Below are 18,551 nucleotides of genomic sequence, written 5' to 3' on the forward strand. Positions count from 1 at the left end.
GAGTTTCCGATGAGCGAGCTGCCGTCCAAAGATCAGTTTCAACGCATATCCGAGGGCTTCAGCCCGGATCCTTTCGATACAAGCTCTTTGAAGGCTGAGGCCTATGTCGATCCGGCCTGGCATCAGGTGGATCTGAACGAAATCATCGCAAAAACCTGGCAATGGGTGTGTCACGTCGAAAAATTGCGTGTGCCTGGGTCCTATGTGACTGTCGAGATTGCAGGCCGCCCGATCGCCATTGTGCGCGACCGCGAAGGCGAGTTGCGCGCATTTTACAATGTCTGCAAACACCGTGCGCACCATTTGCTGACGGGCGAGGGTGAGACGACACGGATCATGTGCCCTTACCATGCGTGGGTCTACAAGTTGGACGGTCAGCTTGTGCGCGCACCCGAGACCGAGAATCTTTCCAACTTCAACACCAAAGATATCTGCCTCGATCAGGTGCAAGTCGAAGAGTTCGCGGGCTTCATTTACGTCAATTTGGATCCTGCAGCGCGCCCATTGCGTGAGGTGTCTGGTGATCTCGAAACCGAGATTCGCCACTGGGCCCCGGACATCGAACGGCTGACCTTCGGCCATCGGCTGACCTATGACATCAAATCCAACTGGAAGAACGTCGTCGACAATTTTCTGGAATGCTACCACTGCCCGACCGCGCACAAGGATTTCTGTGATCTGGTCGACATGGACACCTACAAGGTGACCACATACGGCATTTACTCCAGCCATATGGCCGAGGCAGGCAAGGGCGCGAACACGGCCTATGATGTTTCGAACGCGACCGTGCGCACCCATGCGGTCTGGTGGCTTTGGCCCACGACCTGCCTGATGCGGTATCCGGGCCGGTCGTCGATGATCGTTCTGAACATCATCCCCGTGGGTCCCGACCGGACGCTTGAGACGTATGACTTTTTCCTCGAGACCCCCGAGCCGGACGAAGCCGAGCTTGAGGCCATCCGGTATCTGGACGAGGTTCTGCAGCGCGAAGACATCGACATCGTCGAAAGCGTTCAGCGTGGGATGAGCACACCAGCTTTCACTCAGGGCCGGATCGTGCATGATCCAAACGGGTCGGGCAAATCCGAACATGCGGTGCATCACTTCCATGGGTTGGTTCTGGACGCTTACGCAAAGGCTGCTCCGTGACACGGCCCAATATCGTTGTGGTCATGGCTGACCAACTGGCTCCGCATTTTTGCGGAGCCTACGGACACCCGACTGTTAAAACGCCCCACATCGATGCACTGGCTGCACGTGGGATGCGGTTTGACGCGGCTTATTGCAACTCACCGCTCTGCGCCCCGTCGCGCTTTGCCTTCATGTCCGGGCAAATGATCAGCCGGATTGCGGCCTATGACAACGCCAGTGAGTTCCGCGCTTCGGTCCCGACATTTGCGCATTATCTCAAGGCGTTGAGGTATCGCACATGCCTATCGGGCAAGATGCACTTTGTCGGCCCCGATCAGAAGCACGGCTTTCAGGATCGCATCACCACCGATATCTACCCCGCCGATTTTGCTTGGACCCCGGATTGGGAAGCCCCGGACGAACGCATCGACAAGTGGTATCACAACATGCAGACGGTCAAGGAAAGCGGCGAAGCTGTCGCGACCTATCAGACCGATTATGATGATGAGGTCGAGTTCGCTGCGCGCAGATGGCTGATCGACCGGGGTCGGGACCGGGCAGCAGGGGACGACGCGCCGTTCTGTCTGGTGGCAAGTTTTATCCATCCGCATGATCCATACGTGGCCAAGCCTGAATGGTGGAACCTCTACTCGGACGCAGATGTCCCGATGCCGGAGTTCACGCTTGCGCCCGAGGAACAAGACCCGTTCTCCCGCCGGGTGATGGATGGGATCGAGGCGAGTTATGTGCCTTTGACAGACGAAGAGGTTTTGCGCGCACGACGCGCCTATCTGGCCAATGTCAGCTATTTCGACAGCAAGGTCGGTGCGATGGTTAAAGCACTCGAGGACATCGGCGAGTTGGAGAATACCATCGTCATTGTCACCGCCGACCACGGGGACATGCTGGGCGAACGAGGCCTCTGGTACAAGATGAACTTCTTTGAACATTCGGCCCGGGTGCCTCTGATGATGGCCGGTCCGGGCGTGGTGCAGGGGCACGCGCCAAATGCCTGCTCTTTGCTGGATCTTTTGCCGACCTTTGTGGACATCGCGGGGGGTACGGACGGTCTTTACGGTGAACCCGTCGATGGGCGGTCGCTGATGCCGTTGGCACGCGGAGAGGCTGATCCGGTGGACGAAGCCATCGGTGAGTACTGCGCCGAGATGACACCCTATCCGGTGTTTATGATCCGGCGCGGGATGCTGAAATACATCCATTGCGACTCGGATCCACCACAGCTTTACGATCTGGCCGCTGATCCGCTGGAAAAGGTGAACGTCGCAAACGATCCGGCATACGCCGATCAGACTACCACGCTCGCTGCTGAGGTCGCTCGACGCTGGGATAGCGAAAAACTGCGCGCTGACGTGATTGCCACGCAAAAATCCCGCCGAGCGCTGCATGCGGCGATGGAAGCTGGCGCGGGTGAGGCCTGGGATTACAACCCGCCGCGCGACGCCACTCAGGAATATGTACGCAATCACATGGACTGGACGGTCGCCGCAACGCGCTACCGCTACCCGCCGCTGAAGGAGAACAACGAATGATGCTGGACGGCAAAACCGCCTTGGTGACCGGAGGGCGCGGCGGGATCGGGCGTGCCATTGTCTCGCGCTTTCTGCGCGAAGGCGCGCGGGTCTATGCGGCAGACCTGACGCCTGAGGGGTCCTTGGCCGCCCATGACGACGATGGCAGTGTTTTTGTTAAGCTGGATGTCACGCAAGAGGTAGATGCAATAGCTGCGATGGGGCAAGTTGGTGCCGAAGCGGGCCAGCTGAACATTCTGGTCAACGCTGCGGGGATCGAGATTGAGAAGACAATCGAAGAGACTTCGCTTGAGGAATGGAACCTGTCTTTTGCGGTCAACGTTACAGGGACGTTTCTAACGTCGAAACATGCGTTGCCGCTGATGCGCAAAGCGGCTGCTTCCGGCACGTCGGCCTCGATCATCAATTTCGGCAGCTACGACGGATTCATCGCCGACCCAGGTCTGGCTGCCTATTGCGCAACAAAAGGAGCAGTCCACGCGTTGACCAAGGCCATGGCTTGCGATCACGGTCCAGAAGGCATCCGGGTCAACGCAATTTGCCCAGGCTATGTCGACACGCCGATGTTGCAGAGCTTTTTCACCGGAGATGGCTCCGGTGCAGGCGGCAAAACGATCGACCAGCTGCAGCAAGCGGTTCGGGACGTACATCCCATGCGCACTTATGGCACGCCCGAGGACATCGCTAATCTGGTCAACTGGCTGGCCTCGGATGAGGCGCGATATGCCAGCGGGCAACTCTGGGTTCTGGACGGAGGGCTGAGCGCGCAGGTTCAGCAGATGAAGCTATGAGCAAACCCGTTATCATCACCTGCGCACCAACCGGCGGCATCCACACGCCGACAATGTCGGAACACCTGCCGATCACGCCGAACGAAATCACCGAGGCCAGTATAGGCGCGGTCGAGGCCGGAGCTTCGATCATCCACCTGCACGCGAGAAACCCGAAAGATGGCCGACCCGATGCTGATCCGGACTTGTTCATGCAATTCCTGCCGCGCATCAAACAGGCGACCGGCGCGGTGATGAACGTCTCGACCGGCGGCGGGCTGGGCATGACGCGCGAGGAACGGCTGCGCGCAGCCCTGCGAGCCAGCCCGGAAATGGCTAGTATGAACATGGGGTCGATGAACTTTGGCATCTTCCCGATGATGCAGAAATACTCGGATTGGAAACACGAGTGGGAGCCCGAATTTTTGGGCATGACCCGCGACTTTATTTTCCGCAACACCTTTGCCGACATCGAATACGCGATGAAAGAGTTGGGCGATGGCCACGGCACCAAGTTCGAGTTCGAATGCTACGACCTTGGTCATCTCTATAACCTTGCATGGGTGGTTGATCAGGGTTGGGTCAAGCCGCCGTTCTTTATCCAGATGGTGTTCGGCATTCTGGGCGGGGTCGGCGCGGATCTGGACAACCTGATGCATATGCACACGATTGCCGAAAAGCTGTTTGGCGGCAGCTATGAGTGGTCAGTGCTGGCTGCGGGCCGTCATCAAATGGGCTTTACCACACAAGCTGCGTTGCTGGGTGGCAACGTTCGCGTCGGACTGGAAGACAGCCTGTACATAGGCCCGGGCGAAAAGGCGAAATCCAACGCCGATCAGGTGCGCAAAATCCGATCGATCATTGAAAACCTTGGGCTGTCGGTCGCCACTCCGGACCAGGCGCGTCAGCGTTTAGGTCTTAAGGGCAATGACCAGACGGCATTCTGATGGGGGAACGCATGCAGACAAAGATGTTGATCAATGGCGAGATGGTCGAGGGGGCCGGAGACGTTCTTCCCGTCTTGGACCCGGCTACCGGAGAGACCGTTGCCCAAGTGCCAGAGGCTTCAGCCGAGCAGATCGAAGCCGCAACGCGTGCGGCCGAAGAAGCCTTTGAAACCTATCGCCGCACGCCGCCTGCGGAACGATCAGCGCAGCTTTTGGCCATTGCGGATGTCATCGAAGAGAACATCGAAGAGCTGGCCGAGCTGGAAACGCTGGACGTTGGTAAGCCCTGGCCGATGGCACGCGACGAAGAGATGCCGCTGACCATCGACACCTTTCGGTTCATGGCGGGCGCAGCGCGCACGATGACGGGATCGGTCGCGGGGGAGTATGCGGCAGGCCATACCTCGATGATCCGCAAGGATCCCATCGGGCCTGTGGCGTCGATCGCGCCGTGGAACTACCCCCTAATGATGGCGGCTTGGAAAATCGCTGCGCCATTGGCAGCAGGCTGTACCATCGTGTTGAAACCATCCGAGGTTACGCCGCTGGCAACGCTCCGACTGGCAGAATTGCTTTCGGATGTATTGCCAAAAGGCGTTTTGAATGTTGTCCACGGTCGGGGTGCTTCTGTCGGCGACGGCCTGATCAATGATCCAAGGATCGAGGGGATTTCGGTCACCGGCTCTCCGGTGACCGGTATGGCGGCCATGCGGGCGGCTTCAAACCAAATCCGCCATGTGCATCTGGAACTTGGCGGCAAGGCCCCGGTCATTGTCTTCGATGATGCTGATATCGATGCGGTGGCCGAGACGATCCGATACGGTTCGTTTTTCAATGCCGGGCAGGATTGCGCGCAGCCCTGCCGTGTCATGGTTCAAGATGGGGTATACGACCGTCTGGTTGCCGAAGTGGCCGATCAGGTGAGCCAAATTCAGATCGGAGCGCCCAAGGCAGAAGGTACGGAAATGGGCCCCATCGTGTCGGCGGTTCAACGCGACCGCGTCGCGGGTTTCGTGGACCGCGCCCGAAGCAGCGCCGAGATCGCCGTAGGTGGCAAGGTCGGAGACGGAGCTGGTTTCTTCTACCATCCAACAGTAGTGGCGAATGTGGACAACGATGCCGAAATTGCCTGCAACGAGGTGTTTGGTCCCGTTGTGACTCTGTCGCGTTTCACTGAGGCCGAGGACGCTCTGAGAATTGCTAACGCCGGGCGCTACGGTCTGGCGTCGTCGGTCTGGACCAAGGATGTGTCGACCGCGATGCAGATGACCTCACGTCTGCGCTATGGCATGACCTGGGTGAACACGCATGGGATGCCCGCTGCCGAAATGCCCTGGGCCGCGATGAAGGGATCAGGGACCGGGTGCGATATGTCGGTCTATGCGCTCGACGCCTACACCTCGGTACGTCATGTGATGGTGGCGCACTGATGCGGCTGGCAGGAAAAAAAGCGCTGGTCACCGGTGGCCGACAGGGGATTGGGCGAGGGATCGTTGAGGCATTCGTTCGTGAAGGCGCGGTTGTCACCACCTGCGGTCGAGGGCCGAGACCCGAGGGGCTGTCAGACAACATCATCTGGTATCCGCTGGACGTTACCGACGCTATCGCCGTCGGTGAGCTCGCTGAAACGACAGGTGGCACCGATATCCTTGTCAACAATGCGGGGGTTCAGGTTGAAAAGACCGTAGCCGACAGTACGGACGCGGATTGGGAGGCAGTGATCGGCACCAATTGTCGGGGTGTGTTCAACCTCTGCCGCGCTTGCATCCCGCGGATGCCCGAGGGCGGGTCGATCATCAATATTGGCTCGATTTCGGGCAAAGTCGCGGACCCGTCTATGGCGCTTTACAATGCGTCCAAGGCGTTTGTACACGGTCTGACACGGTCGGTTGCAGTCGACCACGGCCCTCGAATTCGCTGCAATGCCATTTGTCCCGGGTGGATTGAAACCGGAATGTTGGATGCAGGCTTTGATCTGGCGTCAGACCCGGCCGCGGCGCGGCAAGACGCGCTGGCACGGCATGCCGTGCGGAGGTTCGGCAGACCCGAGGATATTGCAAGCATGGCGGTTTGGCTCGCCTCGGATGAGGCGGCGTTCGCGACGGGTCAATTGTTCACGGTGGATGGCGGCATGACGGCTGCTTCGCCTCTTAATCCGGGATTGTTTTGATGGACACACAACACACAGCCTGCCTTGGCGGCGGCGTGATCGGCGCCAGCTGGGCCGCGTTGTTTCTGGCGTCTGGGCGTTCAGTTGCGATGTACGACCCGGACCCTGACGTTGAAAAAAAGGTGCGCGACTATATCGAAACTGCGTGGCCTGCGCTTGTCGAACTGGGGTTGGCGGAGCATGGCACGCCCGAGGCGATCTCATTCAGTTCGAGCGCTGCCAGCGCTGTCGAAGGTGCAGCTTTCGTCCAGGAAAACGTGCCTGAGCGTCTTGAGATCAAGCACGCCACCTTCGCCCAGATCGAGCCCGCCCTGACCCCCGATGCAATTGTCGCCAGTTCTGCTTCGGGGCTCACCCTTGGGCAGATGCAGCCGGGTTGGAAGGATCCTAAGCGGTTTGTGTTGGGCCACCCGTTCAACCCTCCGCATCTGATCCCGCTGGTTGAGGTTCTGGGGAATGACAAAACCGGCGATGGTGTGGTCGAGGCGGCGCAGCGTTTCTATGAAAGCCTTGGCAAGACCACGATCCGCGTCAACAAAGAGGTGCCCGGTCACGTGGCAAACCGTCTTCAGGCGGCGATCTGGCGCGAAGCCATTCACCTGGTGATGTCTGGGGTCGCCTCTGTCGAAGACGTTGACAAAGCTGTCTGGGCAGGGCCGGGCCTGCGGTGGGCAGCGATGGGGCCAACGATGCTGTTCAACCTGGGTGCCGGTGAGGGTGGGCTACAGGCGTTCTGCGATCACTTCACTCAAACTTTCAACGGCTGGTGGGATGACATGGGTGACGTCTATCTTTCGGAAGATGTGACCCGACACCTGGTTGAGGGCGTTCAGGTCGAGGCGCAGGGTCAATCTCCCGCGGAATTGTCGCAGCAACGCGACGCCCTTATTGTAGCCCTGCAAAAATCGATTTCGGGAATGCGCTGACAAGAGTCTGGCGTCTTCGAGGCGAACTTGAACAAGGTCGTGGGCCGCCGCGTTCTTGCGAACGTCCAGGTGGCGCAAATTCTGGAATCGGTCGGAATGACGCGGCCGGTAGATTCCAGTTGTGATTTCCCTCTTTATCTATAAAAGATCGGGTAGCTATGAGAGTTTGCGAAAAGTATCGATAAAATGAAAAACACCACACCGCCATGGTCCCGTGAAGATGCGCAAGCACTGTATGACCTCCCGCTGATGGATCTGTTGTTTCGCGCCCAGTCGGTGCATCGCGAAAACTTTGATCCCAACAAGGTCCAGACTTCTAAGCTGTTGTCGATCAAAACCGGCGGTTGTGCCGAAGACTGTGCCTATTGCTCGCAGTCAGCTCGAAATGGATCGAAGCTGTCGGCCTCCAAGCTGATTGAGGTCCAGCGTGTTCTGACCGAAGCGCGCAAGGCGCGCGATGGCGGCGCTACCCGGTTCTGCATGGGCGCTGCTTGGCGCGAGCCTAAAGACCGGGACATGGATGCGCTGGTTGCTATGGTCGAAGGTGTGCGCGAGTTGGGCATGGAAACATGCATGACCTTGGGCATGCTGGACGACAACCAGGTGATCCGCCTGCGCGACGCTGGGCTGGATTACTACAACCACAATATCGATACGTCCGAACGGTACTATTCCGAGGTCATCACAACCCGTACTTTCGCAGACCGGATCGACACGATGAACCGGGTGCAGGAAGCCGGGATCAAGGTCTGCTCTGGCGGTATCCTTGGCATGGGCGAAGAGGTTCAGGACCGCGTGGATATGCTGGTCACACTTGCAAACATGAACCCAGCCCCAGACTCCGTTCCAATCAATATGCTGATGCCGCAGGAAGACACTCCGTTGGCCGATGCGAAGCCCATCGACCCGATTGATTTTGTCCGAGTTATCGCAGTTGCACGTATCATGATGCCGAAATCCTATGTGCGCTTGTCGGCAGGTCGCAGCGACATGAGCGATGAGTTGCAAGCCATGTGCTTCTTCGCCGGTGCGAACTCGATGTTTGTTGGTGAAACGCTTTTGACGGCAGAGAACCCCGAGGAAGATACCGATGCCATCCTGTTTGCCAAGCTGGGGCTGCAGGCTGAAACGGCGTCGGAACAAAGCTGTCTGGACGCTGCTGAATGAAAGCATTGAGTCGTCTGCGCTCGATGCTTGAATTGCTGGACACCCGGCACCGCCGTCGGGTGCTCGCGCCTCGGCGCGGTCTGGACTTTGCCTCCAACGATTATCTTGGACTGGCGCAGTCTCCTGTGTTGCAGGATGCCGCGCAACAGGCTTTGGCACGCGGTGTTCCGCTGGGTTCAGGCGGGTCGCGGTTATTGCGAGGCAACCACCCGGAACATGAAGCGCTGGAGCGCGAGGCCGCCGCTTTCTTCGAGGCCGAAGCCGCCCTTTTCATGGGGGGTGGGTTTCAGGCGAACCAAGCGATTTTCTCGACACTTCCTGCAGCCGAAGACCTGATCCTTTACGATGATTTGGTGCACGCTAGCGCGCATGAAGGTATGCGGACGGGGCGCGGCCAAGCGCGGGCCTTTGCGCACAATGACGTGGGTGCTGCACGCCTTGTGATCGAAAATTGGCTGGCCGAAGGTGCGGTGGGTCAAATCTGGATCGCCGTTGAAAGCGTCTATTCGATGGAAGGTGATATGGCACCTCTGACGCAGCTGTCTGATCTTGCCTGCGAATACGGTGCCATCTTGGTTGTTGACGAGGCCCATGCCACAGGCGTGTTTGGCCCCAACGGTCAGGGCCTGGCTCATGGCCTCAAGGCTGAACTGTTGACCTTGCACACATGTGGTAAAGGTCTTGGCGTTGCAGGTGGCTTGATCTGCGGCTCTCGGGTCATGATTGATACCCTCATCAACCGCGCCCGCCCTTTTATCTTTGCTACGGCCCCGTCACCATTCAACGCGGCACTTGTGAGGGCTGTCTTGCAGCATCTGCAACAGGACACGTCTCTAGCGCAGGCCGCTAAGTCCCGCATCACACATGCGCATGCCGTCGCGAAGAAATCCGGGATTGGACAAGAAGCTCTGAACAGTCAAATCATTCCGGTTGTTCTGGGTGATGACGCCAAAACCATGGAAATGGCCGCAACGTTACAGGCCAAAGGCTTTGACGTTCGTGGTATCCGGCCGCCGACCGTACCGCGCGGCACGTCGCGCTTGCGGGTATCTATCACTGGGAATGTGGGCGAGGATGACATCAGCGCTCTGTTCGAAACACTGGCACAACAACAGGCGGAGGCGGCATGAGCGCTGTTATCGTAACAGGCACCGACACCGGTGTTGGCAAAACCGTATTCGCAGCGGGCCTGACCGCCGCGCTGGGTGCAACCTATTGGAAGCCTGTGCAATCCGGGCTCGAAGACGCGACGGATACTGAAACAGTCGAATCTTTGTCCGGCGCCACGGTTTTGCCAGAGGCTTATCGGTTGAACATGCCAGCCTCACCGCATTTGTCGGCCGAGGATATGGGGCTTGAGATCGAACCTGATCGCCTTGCCTTGCCGCAAGTCGATGGCCCATTGGTTGTGGAAGGTGCCGGTGGCATCATGGTGCCCCTGAACCGGAAGGTCTTTTTCCTCGATGTGATCTCTCAATGGCAGGCGCCGGTGGTTCTGGTGGCACGCACCGCACTGGGGACGATCAACCACACCAGCCTGTCTCTGATGGCCCTGCGCCGCGCGGGCTGCAACGCCGCTGGCGTGGCTTTCGTTGGTGAGGCTGAACCCGATGTCGAGGAAACCATCGTTCAGATGTGTCAGGTCACTCATCTGGGACGCCTGCCACATATTGACCCTTTGTCCCGCGAAACTCTGTCAGACGCCTTTGACGCCATCGACGTGGATACGATCCGGGGGATGTTGTGACTGCTTTGGAGTTTGACGCCCAACATCTGTGGCACCCCTATACAAACGTTCTGAACCCCGGCCCGATGCACCTGATCACCGAGGCTGAAGGCGTCTGGTTGACCCGTGAAGACGGTACCCGGATGATCGATGCTATGTCGTCATGGTGGTGCGCGGCCCATGGGCATCGCAACCCGGCGATCACAGCGGCGATGCAGGCGCAGTTGCAACAGATGCCGCATGTGATGTTCGGCGGCCTGACGCATAACCCGGCGATTGAACTCGGGCGCACTCTTGTGGATCTTTTGCCCGATGGCCTTGACCGGATCTTCTATAGCGACAGTGGGTCGGTCGCGATTGAGGTCGCGTTGAAAATGGCCGTTCAATACCAGATGGCGCTGGGGAACACCGGACGCACGCAATTCGCCACGATCCGGGGCGGTTACCACGGAGATACGTGGAAGGCGATGAGTGTCTGTGATCCCGTGAACGGCATGCACGGGCTGTTCAGCGGGGCGCTCTCGATCCAGCATTTCCTGCCGCGTCCGCCCATTTCGTTCGATCAGGACTGGACTGACGACTCCAGTTTGAACGGATTGGACGCTTTGGAAAAGCTGCTGGAGAGTAAGGCGGATCAGATTGCGGCGTTGATCCTTGAACCCGTGGTGCAGGGTGCGGGTGGTATGTACTTTTATCACCCTCAATGGCTGAAGTACGCGCAAGAGCTGTGCAAAGTCCATGATGTCCTGCTGATTTTTGATGAAATCGCCACTGGTTTCGGTCGCACGGGCGAGTTGTTTGCGATGCAGCATGCGGGCGTTGTTCCTGACATCGTCTGCCTCGGCAAGGCGCTGACCGGCGGACACATCACTCTGTCCGCGACGGTTGCCACCGAGACGGTTGCCCGCAGAATCGGCGAAAGTGAGGCCGGCGTTCTGATGCACGGCCCGACCTATATGGCGAACCCGCTGGCATGCGCGGCTGCTTTGGCAAGCCTGAACCTGCTGTCCGTCCGGGATTGGCGCACCGAGGTACATTCTATCGCGGAACAGATGAAGCAAGAGCTTGCGCCCGCGCGCGACTTGCCCGGCGTCGCGGATGTGCGCGTCCTTGGTGCAATTGGCGTCATCGAGATGGAGCAATGGGTTGACCCATCAATCGCGCACGCTTTGGCACCAGAAACAGGCGTATGGCTGCGGCCGTTTGCGCGCAATATCTACTGCATGCCGCCCTATATCATATCGGCTGATGAGCTCAGCCGCGTGACTGCAGCAATGGTTTCGCTGGTTCGGGGCATGTCATGAAACAGAGATGGTTGTCGCGCAATGGTACGAATGATCTGATCCTGATCTTTGGCGGGTGGGCGCTGGGAACCGCGCCATTCTCCGGCCTTGTTGGGGGCGGGGACGTGCTGTTCGTTGATGACTATACGCGACTTGACGATCCGCTGCCGGATCTTGAGCAATACGATGACGTCGACCTGATCGCCTTTTCCTTTGGCGTCGCATCAGCGGGCCATTGGTTGGCGCAAACTGGGTTCCGCCCCAAGCGCCTGGTTGCGGTCAGCGGTACCTTATATCCAGCAGACTCTGAGCGTGGTATTGCCCCGGATATGATCCGCGCAACTGCAGACAATTTGACCGAAAGCAGCTTTGCCAAATTCTGTCGTCGTGCGGGTTTGGATGGGCCTGCACCTGAGATTGATGTGTTTGCCGCCCAGGCCGAGCTTCACGCCGTGATTGACCGGGGCGATTGCCCTGACGTAGTGTTTGACCGCATCTGGATACCTGAACGGGACCGGATCATCCCAACACATGCGCAAGAGGCCGCTTGGCATGACCAACTTGATGCCGCGCGCAGTATCGCCGCGCCTCATGTCCCATTTCGCCGTGGTCAAAGCTGGCAGGAGTGGTTGTCATGAACGCCCAGATCACCGACCGGGTGCAACGCAGCTTTAGCCGCAGTTTTCGCAGCTACCATGACTCGGCCAGCCAACAGGCCGAAATCGCGGATCGCTTGGTGGAAGAAATGCGTCTTGGCGGCGCGCCTCAGCAGTTTGCTGCCGCGTTGGAGTTTGGATGTGGAACAGGCCACCTGACACACAGGTTGCGTACTGAATTCGACTTTGAAAATCTGACGGTCAATGACCTTTCACCCGAAGCGGCGGAAACCGCCGAAGCCGTCGGCGCTGCTTTTTTGTGCGGGGATGCCGAAACGGTTGAATGGCCGCGTCGACCCGACCTGATCGCTTCGGCCTCGATGATCCAATGGTTGCATGATTCCAGAACCTTTTTGCAGCGCGCTGCCCAAGCACTTCCGCCCGGGGGGTGGTTGGCTGTGTCAGGTTTTGGGCCAGAACAGTACCGGGAACTTGTGCGTGTGGGATCCAATGCCAAAGCGCCGGGCTTATGCGGATCGGACGATTTGGTTGCGGCTATCGAAGACCAGTTGGACATCGTTTCCAGCGGAGAGAGCCTCTCGTCAATACATTTCCCATCCCCGAGAAAGGTCCTTGAGCACCTGCGAAGAACCGGGGTCAACGGGAGGGCGCAGAAGGTTTGGACCAAAACCAGCCTGGCTCAGTTCACGGATCACTACGTACGGGATTTTGGCACCGATGCCGGTGTTCCGCTGACTTATCACCCAACATGGGTCGTTGCGCGCAAGCCAAAATAAACGCGCCAGCCTATCATAGGCCCAGGCAACGACTACCAGTCTATACGTTCATATGCCTCGGTCTGGATGCAAGAGATCTCAGGGCCCGAATGGGTCAAAATGGCTTCGGCCATGACATCTCCGTCCTGATCGCTTTCGTGGCTAGGCTGATCCAAATGCCAAGGCGGGGGCGTGTCAGCCGAGGAGGTTGCTGCGAGGGTATCAGCCAGTTCCGAGCCCAGATCATCGGCACCGTTATGGTCGTGACCAAAGCCCAACTCGAACGGTACTTCTGAGGTTGTTTTCGCTCCGTTAAATCCGGTGTCGGTCACGATGATTTCACCTTCGATTGTGCCTTCGAAACCCGGGGGCGGGGAGATCTCAAGGTAACTCAGGTCCCAACCGGACAGGTCTGTCGGGTTGCTGTCGGCGATCGCGGAATCCTCGCCGCTTATCAATAGTGTTCCGGGCGGAAGCCCGTCCAGCGAAACAACAGCCTGATCTGTTGCCTGATCCAGTTCAATCGCAACCTCAAGTGTGCCGGTGTCGCTGATTGATGGCTGAGGGTCTGCCTGCAAAATCTCACGGCCTTCCGTTCCTGGACCTTCCCATTCCAGTTTCAGACCTGCGTGGCCATAATTTTCGAAGTACCGGACTTCGATGTCATATGTTCCTGGTTCAAGGTCAACTTCGCCCGAGCGCGTTCGAAACCCGTGTAAGCCGTCATTGTTGATGATCCGATCTCCGTTGATGAACACGGCAACCCCGTCGTCTGCTCCGGCGAAGAACCTGTAGGATCCGCCTTCTTCGACGGTGACCTGACCTTCGAGTTTCGCGCCAAACGTGTCTTTCGACCCACCTTCCCAGAACGAGTCTTTGCTGTTCACATAGTTGATCCCCGCTACAAACTCTTGGTGCGTCGGCTCAGCGGTCCAGTCAATATCCTCCAGCTTGGTCAACCGGTTATCCGTGTCAAAATAGCTGGCATGAAATCCTCCGACCATTTTCGCGGATGGAGGAGTTACGGTCACCTCGTTCACTTTGAATGTCAGGGTTTGAACGCCGTAGTGGCTGCCGTTGTCCCCGGTCGGGGTCGAATGGCGGAAAGAAGCTTCGACCGTGCCGGAAAAATCTGGCGGGGGGATCAATGTCAGCATGCCGCCCCGCCACCCTTCGAGTTCTACGGTTCCGGTCTCATCTGCCTCGAATGTGGTGCCGCCCGCCTCAACCAACGTGCCCGGCGGCAGATCCCCGAGTTTGAAATTGGTTTCATCTGTCAGATTTAGCATCCCTGTATCGACATCAATCGTCAAAGGCATGCCGGACACCGTCTGCGCCTCAGTCAGCTCTGGTGCAGCCACCAGTTCACGGCCATCAAGACCTGGCCCTTCCCATTCCAGCTTCAATCCGGCACGGCCGTAGTTTTCGAAATAGCGGATCTCAATCGCGTGCGTGCCGGGTTCCAATTCTATCTCGCCTGACCGCGTCCGAAACCCGTGCACCCCGTCATTTTCCACGACTGGCTGGCCGTTGATAATCAGTGTTGCGCCGTCATCAGCGCCCAGAAAGAAAGTGAAAGTCCCACCTTCTTCGACTTCGATATTACCTTTGATTTCAACGCCAAACGTGTCCTTCGATCCGCCTTCCCAAAAGCTATCGTGGCCATTGGTATAGTTGATCTCGGATATGACTTCCTGGTGTGAGGGGTCTGCGGACCAATCCAGATCGTCCAGTTTGGACAGGCGATGGTCGACGTCAAAATACTTGGCGCTGAAACCTGTCGAGAAGGACATTTCTGCCCTATCGGCTACGTTAACGGTGAAGCTTTCGGTCAGCCTCAATCCACCTTCATCGATCACCGTGACGTCCACTGTGAGCGAGGATGCCTCTTCATAGTCCAATGCCACACCGGGTTTTAGGCGCAGCTGATTGTCTATGACCTCGAACCTGTCATCAGACACTTCGAACCGATGCGTATCGCCCAGATCTGGGTCGTCAAAGCTGAGTTGCCCAACCACCGCGCCGCTGGTGTTTTCCGCCACTGTTTGTTCAGCCACAGTCAGCGTAACGTTATCGATCAGTGCGCCATAACTGTCATTTTCGACTTGGGACTCCCGCAGCTCCAGCGTGTCTTTCCCAGTCCCGACGACCTGCAGCTTGAACGTTTCCCAATCAGCGGACTGCGGGTCCAGTTCGGCGACCAGGTTACCGTTCCAATACACTTCAACGGTATCAGTACCACCGGCAACGCGCTCGCGCAGATCAAGGCTCAGATCATAGAGCTGCCCATCTTCTGTTTGAATAACCTGAGAGATGCTGTCGACGCCGTGACCGTGGTCCATTTCAAGCAGCTGGTTGCCCTCGGACGCTTCGACTCGCCCAAGTTGGTTCCAAATCTCCATCCCATTTGCGTTCTGCCATGATCCAGTGTCGTCTGATTGGAAACCCTTCCAGCGCCCTTCCGCAACATCGAAGTCCTCAAAACTGCCATTCCGGATGAGATTTCTTTCGCTGTTGTTCAGCGACAGCGCTTGCGGGCCTTCGTTCACGTCAAGGACATCGACGGTAAAACGCTCGGTCAGGCTGAGGCCCTGGGCGTCAGTGACGGTGACATCGACGTCGATCTGCGCTGCTTCCTCATGGTTCAGAGACACGCCGGGTTTCAGCCGTAGCTGCCCGTCCACGACCTCGAACCGGTCGTCAGAGACGTCGTAGCGGTGGGTGTCCGCCGCATCGGGGTCCACGACCGAGAGGGTTCCGATCACGGCCCCTTGCGCGTTTTCCGCCACGCTCGCGTTGTTCAGCGACAGCGCTTGCGGGCCTTCGTTCACGTCAAGGACATCGACGGTAAAACGCTCGGTCAGGCTGAAGCCCTGGGCGTCAGTGACGGTGACATCGACGTCGATCTGCGCTGCTTCCTCATGGTTCAGAGACACGCCGGGTTTCAACTGCAGCTTCCCGCCCACGATCTCGAACCGGTCGTCAGAGAGGTCAAAATGGTGGGTGTCCTCTGCGTCTGGGTCCACGACCGAGAGGGTTCCGATCACGGCCCCTTGCGCGTTTTCCGCCACACTCGCGTTGTCCAGCGTCAGAATCTCAGGGGGGGCGTTTTGGTCAACGGCAATAGGTGCCTGCGTGCCGCTTTTTTCTGTCGAATTGGTGGTTGCGGGTGCGCGGCCAGTTGGAATGTCAGTTTTTGGCGGCTGTTCAGGAAACGAGACCGTCTTTTGTCCTTGTTCGGAAAAGCTAATGCTGCTCGCGGGCGCTGATGCCTCTGGGGCTGTGTTGGTTGCTGTGTCGCGACTTAAGCTCGCTCCAGCGCTATTGTTGTTGACCACAGGTGCCACCGTGGCGGCACGGCTGTCCATACTAGCAGTTGATGGCTGTGGGCCATCTACCTCGGCACCTGGTTCGAAGCGTTGCGTTTCCGGCGCGCCGTCGCCTTTGCGGCTTTGTTCAAACGTTCCGGCGACCTGTTCACCAGTGTGGAGCGTGCTGCGTGTCGGATCATCTGCCTTGCTTGGTGCGCTTTGAGAGAGGTGAGAAATGATGTCTTCTTTGTCGTTCGCATCCGATTTTTCAGACTGGGCACGAAAACTCAGATTATTGTCCAAACTACCCATAGCCAACATCCCCAAGCTACCTACTGATTCATTTCGTTCGATAGCATAGAGAATGTCAGTGCCGATGAATTAAACATATAAATTTAAAGGAAATTCTTACAGGTATGTGGGCCAAAAGTTTACGGTTCTTAAACACGCGCGCTGATTTCTTTGCCAAGATCAAAGGGGCGAAGACATCATGGAAATACGTGGATTTGTTGGCCGTGTTTCGGCGTTTGAGTTTGATGCTCCGCTTTGGATTGCATCGCTATCGATGAACCTTCTTTCGCTCTTGATGCCGATTTCTATATTGCTGATTTTTGACCGGGTTATTCCGTTTCAGTCTTGGGAGACATTGCGGGTTCTAACGGTCGTGCTGTTGGTCGGTGCCGTGTTGGAACTGTTACTGAGGCACTGCCGAGCTGTACTTTTGACGACGTCAGCCGAAGCCGCTGCAATCTCGAACCACCGCCGCTTTTTGTCCAAGATTCTGAGCGCTAATACGCTGGCGTTTTCCCGCGAACCCGCCAGCAGTTACGCAGAGCGCTTCAGCGCGATCGGACAACTCAGGGATTATCACTCGGGTCAGAACCAAACCCTTTCCATCGATTTGCCCTTTACGGTTTTGTTCGCGGCTATGATCGGGTTGATCGGCGGTTGGTTGATTTTGGTGCCAATTGGGGCGTTTTGCATTGTCCTTGCGTTTGCCGGGGTGATGAAGCGTGGCCAACGGCATCTGTTCAAACAGCGCAAGTCGCTGGATACGCGCCGTTACGCATTTTTGTATGAGTTATTGTCCAGCATGCCCACGATCAAGGCAAACCGGATGGAGCCGCAAATGGCGCGCCGATTTGAAATGCTTGAGGATCAAACTGTTGATATTAGTCGAAAACTAATCCAATTCTCCGGATTTGCGCAAAGTTTTGGCGCCATTTTTTCGCAGATGGCTGTGGCCGCAATGGGTTTATTGGGGGCCTATCTTGTCATTGTCGATCTGATCGGTATTGCAGAATTGGCTGCTTGCATGCTGTTGAATGGCCGGATCATTCAACCGTTGACCAAACTCATGGCGCTGTGGGTGCAATCCGAAAATCTGACTTTGTCAAAAACGCGTTTGGCAGAGATAAATGAAATCGAAACGCACCACGGTTTTGAGGCCAAGCGTGGCAATTTGATAGGCCGGATCGATGTGTCTGGGTTGTCGCTGCGTGGGACCCTCAAAGACAGTCAGAGAACTGCACCTGTCACTTTTCACGTTGTGCCTGGAAACAACGTTCTGATTGAAGCAGACGAAAGCTGGATGGTTGGTGCTTTGTTTGACGCCATCGCAGGTCAAACGACCCCTGACTTTGGAGAAGTATTGATAGATGGCGCACCGGCTCGGGACCGAGTTGGTTGGCGGGGCCAAAACGCGCTGGTCGTGTTGGAGGAAGAGCCGGCCATTTTTTCCGGTACCATTTTGGAAAACCTCAGTGCTTTTGGTGCGGCGGACACGGCCGCGCGCGCCAAGCAGGTCGCAATCGCGCTTGGGTTGGAAAAACGAATTCACCGTCTGCCCATGGGATATGCGACGCTGTTAAACACCGGCTCAGGGTTTGAGGCCGACCCCGTGAACCGGCAATTGATTGCCCTCACACGAGCGCTGGCACTGCAGCCGCGGGTGATTTTGATGAATGAACCGACTGCCGTTCTGGACACGCCTGAACGTGAGGCATTGGCTGATTATATGCGAACGCTCTCGTCTTTGATCACCGTCATCGTGGTCAGCCCGGATCCGCGGATGAAACAACTGACAAACACTACCGTTCGTTTGAGGGCCTCAAATGCACTCGATCTTGCGGCCTGGGCAGTCGACGCAGATCTGGAACGCGCAGCGTCAGAAACATGGAAAAGAGGTGTTGCGTGAC

Annotated in this window: 15 protein-coding genes; 14 read left to right on the forward strand and 1 reads right to left on the reverse strand. The window is 57.5% G+C overall.

Going from position 1 to position 18,551, the window contains the following annotated elements:
* Nucleotides 1–9: 9 nt before the first annotated feature.
* The 13 genes from ACR0MV_RS06295 to ACR0MV_RS06355 all read left to right on the forward strand — a co-directional run bounded on the left by ACR0MV_RS06295 (nucleotide 10) and on the right by ACR0MV_RS06355 (nucleotide 13,063).
* Nucleotides 10–1,149, forward strand: coding sequence for an aromatic ring-hydroxylating oxygenase subunit alpha (locus ACR0MV_RS06295; RefSeq protein WP_480701415.1), 1,140 nt, complete (start codon nucleotides 10–12; stop codon nucleotides 1,147–1,149).
* Nucleotides 1,146–2,681, forward strand: coding sequence for a choline-sulfatase (gene betC, locus ACR0MV_RS06300; RefSeq protein WP_480701417.1), 1,536 nt, complete (start codon nucleotides 1,146–1,148; stop codon nucleotides 2,679–2,681). Before ACR0MV_RS06295 ends, betC begins: the two co-directional genes overlap by 4 nt.
* A complete protein-coding gene (locus tag ACR0MV_RS06305; protein WP_480701419.1) occupies nucleotides 2,678–3,472 on the forward strand; it encodes an SDR family NAD(P)-dependent oxidoreductase in 795 nt (264 codons plus the stop codon). The genes betC and ACR0MV_RS06305 overlap by 4 nt, the downstream gene beginning before the upstream one ends.
* Nucleotides 3,469–4,398, forward strand: coding sequence for a 3,5-dioxohexanoate:acetyl-CoA acetone transferase (gene kce / locus ACR0MV_RS06310; RefSeq protein ID WP_480701421.1), 930 nt, complete (start codon nucleotides 3,469–3,471; stop codon nucleotides 4,396–4,398). The genes ACR0MV_RS06305 and kce overlap by 4 nt, the downstream gene beginning before the upstream one ends.
* An 11-nt stretch (nucleotides 4,399–4,409) precedes the next feature.
* Entirely contained in the window at nucleotides 4,410–5,828 is a 1,419-nt protein-coding gene (locus tag ACR0MV_RS06315) for an aminobutyraldehyde dehydrogenase (protein ID WP_480701423.1), read from the forward strand.
* The gene (locus ACR0MV_RS06320) at nucleotides 5,828–6,568 is read left to right on the forward strand and encodes an SDR family NAD(P)-dependent oxidoreductase (RefSeq protein WP_170429219.1); all 741 of its coding nucleotides are present in this window, start codon (nucleotides 5,828–5,830) and stop codon (nucleotides 6,566–6,568) included. The genes ACR0MV_RS06315 and ACR0MV_RS06320 overlap by 1 nt, the downstream gene beginning before the upstream one ends.
* Nucleotides 6,568–7,494: a 3-hydroxyacyl-CoA dehydrogenase NAD-binding domain-containing protein gene (locus tag ACR0MV_RS06325; protein ID WP_170429222.1), complete on the forward strand. Its 927-nt coding sequence runs from the start codon at nucleotides 6,568–6,570 to the stop codon at nucleotides 7,492–7,494. The genes ACR0MV_RS06320 and ACR0MV_RS06325 overlap by 1 nt, the downstream gene beginning before the upstream one ends.
* A 186-nt stretch (nucleotides 7,495–7,680) precedes the next feature.
* The gene (bioB, locus tag ACR0MV_RS06330) at nucleotides 7,681–8,661 is read left to right on the forward strand and encodes a biotin synthase BioB (protein WP_170429225.1); all 981 of its coding nucleotides are present in this window, start codon (nucleotides 7,681–7,683) and stop codon (nucleotides 8,659–8,661) included.
* On the forward strand, nucleotides 8,658–9,791 hold the full coding sequence (locus ACR0MV_RS06335; RefSeq protein ID WP_170429228.1) for an 8-amino-7-oxononanoate synthase: 1,134 nt from the start codon (nucleotides 8,658–8,660) through the stop codon (nucleotides 9,789–9,791). Before bioB ends, ACR0MV_RS06335 begins: the two co-directional genes overlap by 4 nt.
* Nucleotides 9,788–10,408, forward strand: a complete 621-nt coding sequence (gene bioD, locus ACR0MV_RS06340) for a dethiobiotin synthase (protein ID WP_480701426.1) — start codon at nucleotides 9,788–9,790, stop codon at nucleotides 10,406–10,408. Before ACR0MV_RS06335 ends, bioD begins: the two co-directional genes overlap by 4 nt.
* The gene (gene bioA, locus ACR0MV_RS06345; RefSeq protein WP_170429234.1) at nucleotides 10,405–11,691 is read left to right on the forward strand and encodes an adenosylmethionine--8-amino-7-oxononanoate transaminase; all 1,287 of its coding nucleotides are present in this window, start codon (nucleotides 10,405–10,407) and stop codon (nucleotides 11,689–11,691) included. The genes bioD and bioA overlap by 4 nt, the downstream gene beginning before the upstream one ends.
* Complete coding sequence (locus ACR0MV_RS06350; RefSeq protein ID WP_170429237.1) at nucleotides 11,688–12,308, forward strand: pimeloyl-ACP methyl esterase BioG family protein; 621 nt, start codon at nucleotides 11,688–11,690, stop codon at nucleotides 12,306–12,308. Before bioA ends, ACR0MV_RS06350 begins: the two co-directional genes overlap by 4 nt.
* Entirely contained in the window at nucleotides 12,305–13,063 is a 759-nt protein-coding gene (locus ACR0MV_RS06355) for a methyltransferase domain-containing protein (protein WP_170429238.1), read from the forward strand. Before ACR0MV_RS06350 ends, ACR0MV_RS06355 begins: the two co-directional genes overlap by 4 nt.
* A 32-nt stretch (nucleotides 13,064–13,095) precedes the next feature.
* On the opposite strand, the gene ACR0MV_RS06360 is transcribed toward ACR0MV_RS06355, so the two are convergent.
* A complete protein-coding gene (locus ACR0MV_RS06360) occupies nucleotides 13,096–16,665 on the reverse strand; it encodes a PA14 domain-containing protein (protein WP_480701428.1) in 3,570 nt (1,189 codons plus the stop codon).
* A gap of 178 nt (nucleotides 16,666–16,843) precedes the next feature.
* Here ACR0MV_RS06360 and ACR0MV_RS06365 point away from each other — a divergent pair, with 178 nt between their 5' ends.
* Nucleotides 16,844–18,550, forward strand: a complete 1,707-nt coding sequence (locus ACR0MV_RS06365) for an ABC transporter transmembrane domain-containing protein (protein WP_480701429.1) — start codon at nucleotides 16,844–16,846, stop codon at nucleotides 18,548–18,550.
* The last annotated feature ends 1 nt before the right edge of the window (nucleotide 18,551 follow it).

It is taken from the genome of Ruegeria sp. BC3, from assembly GCF_056539265.1.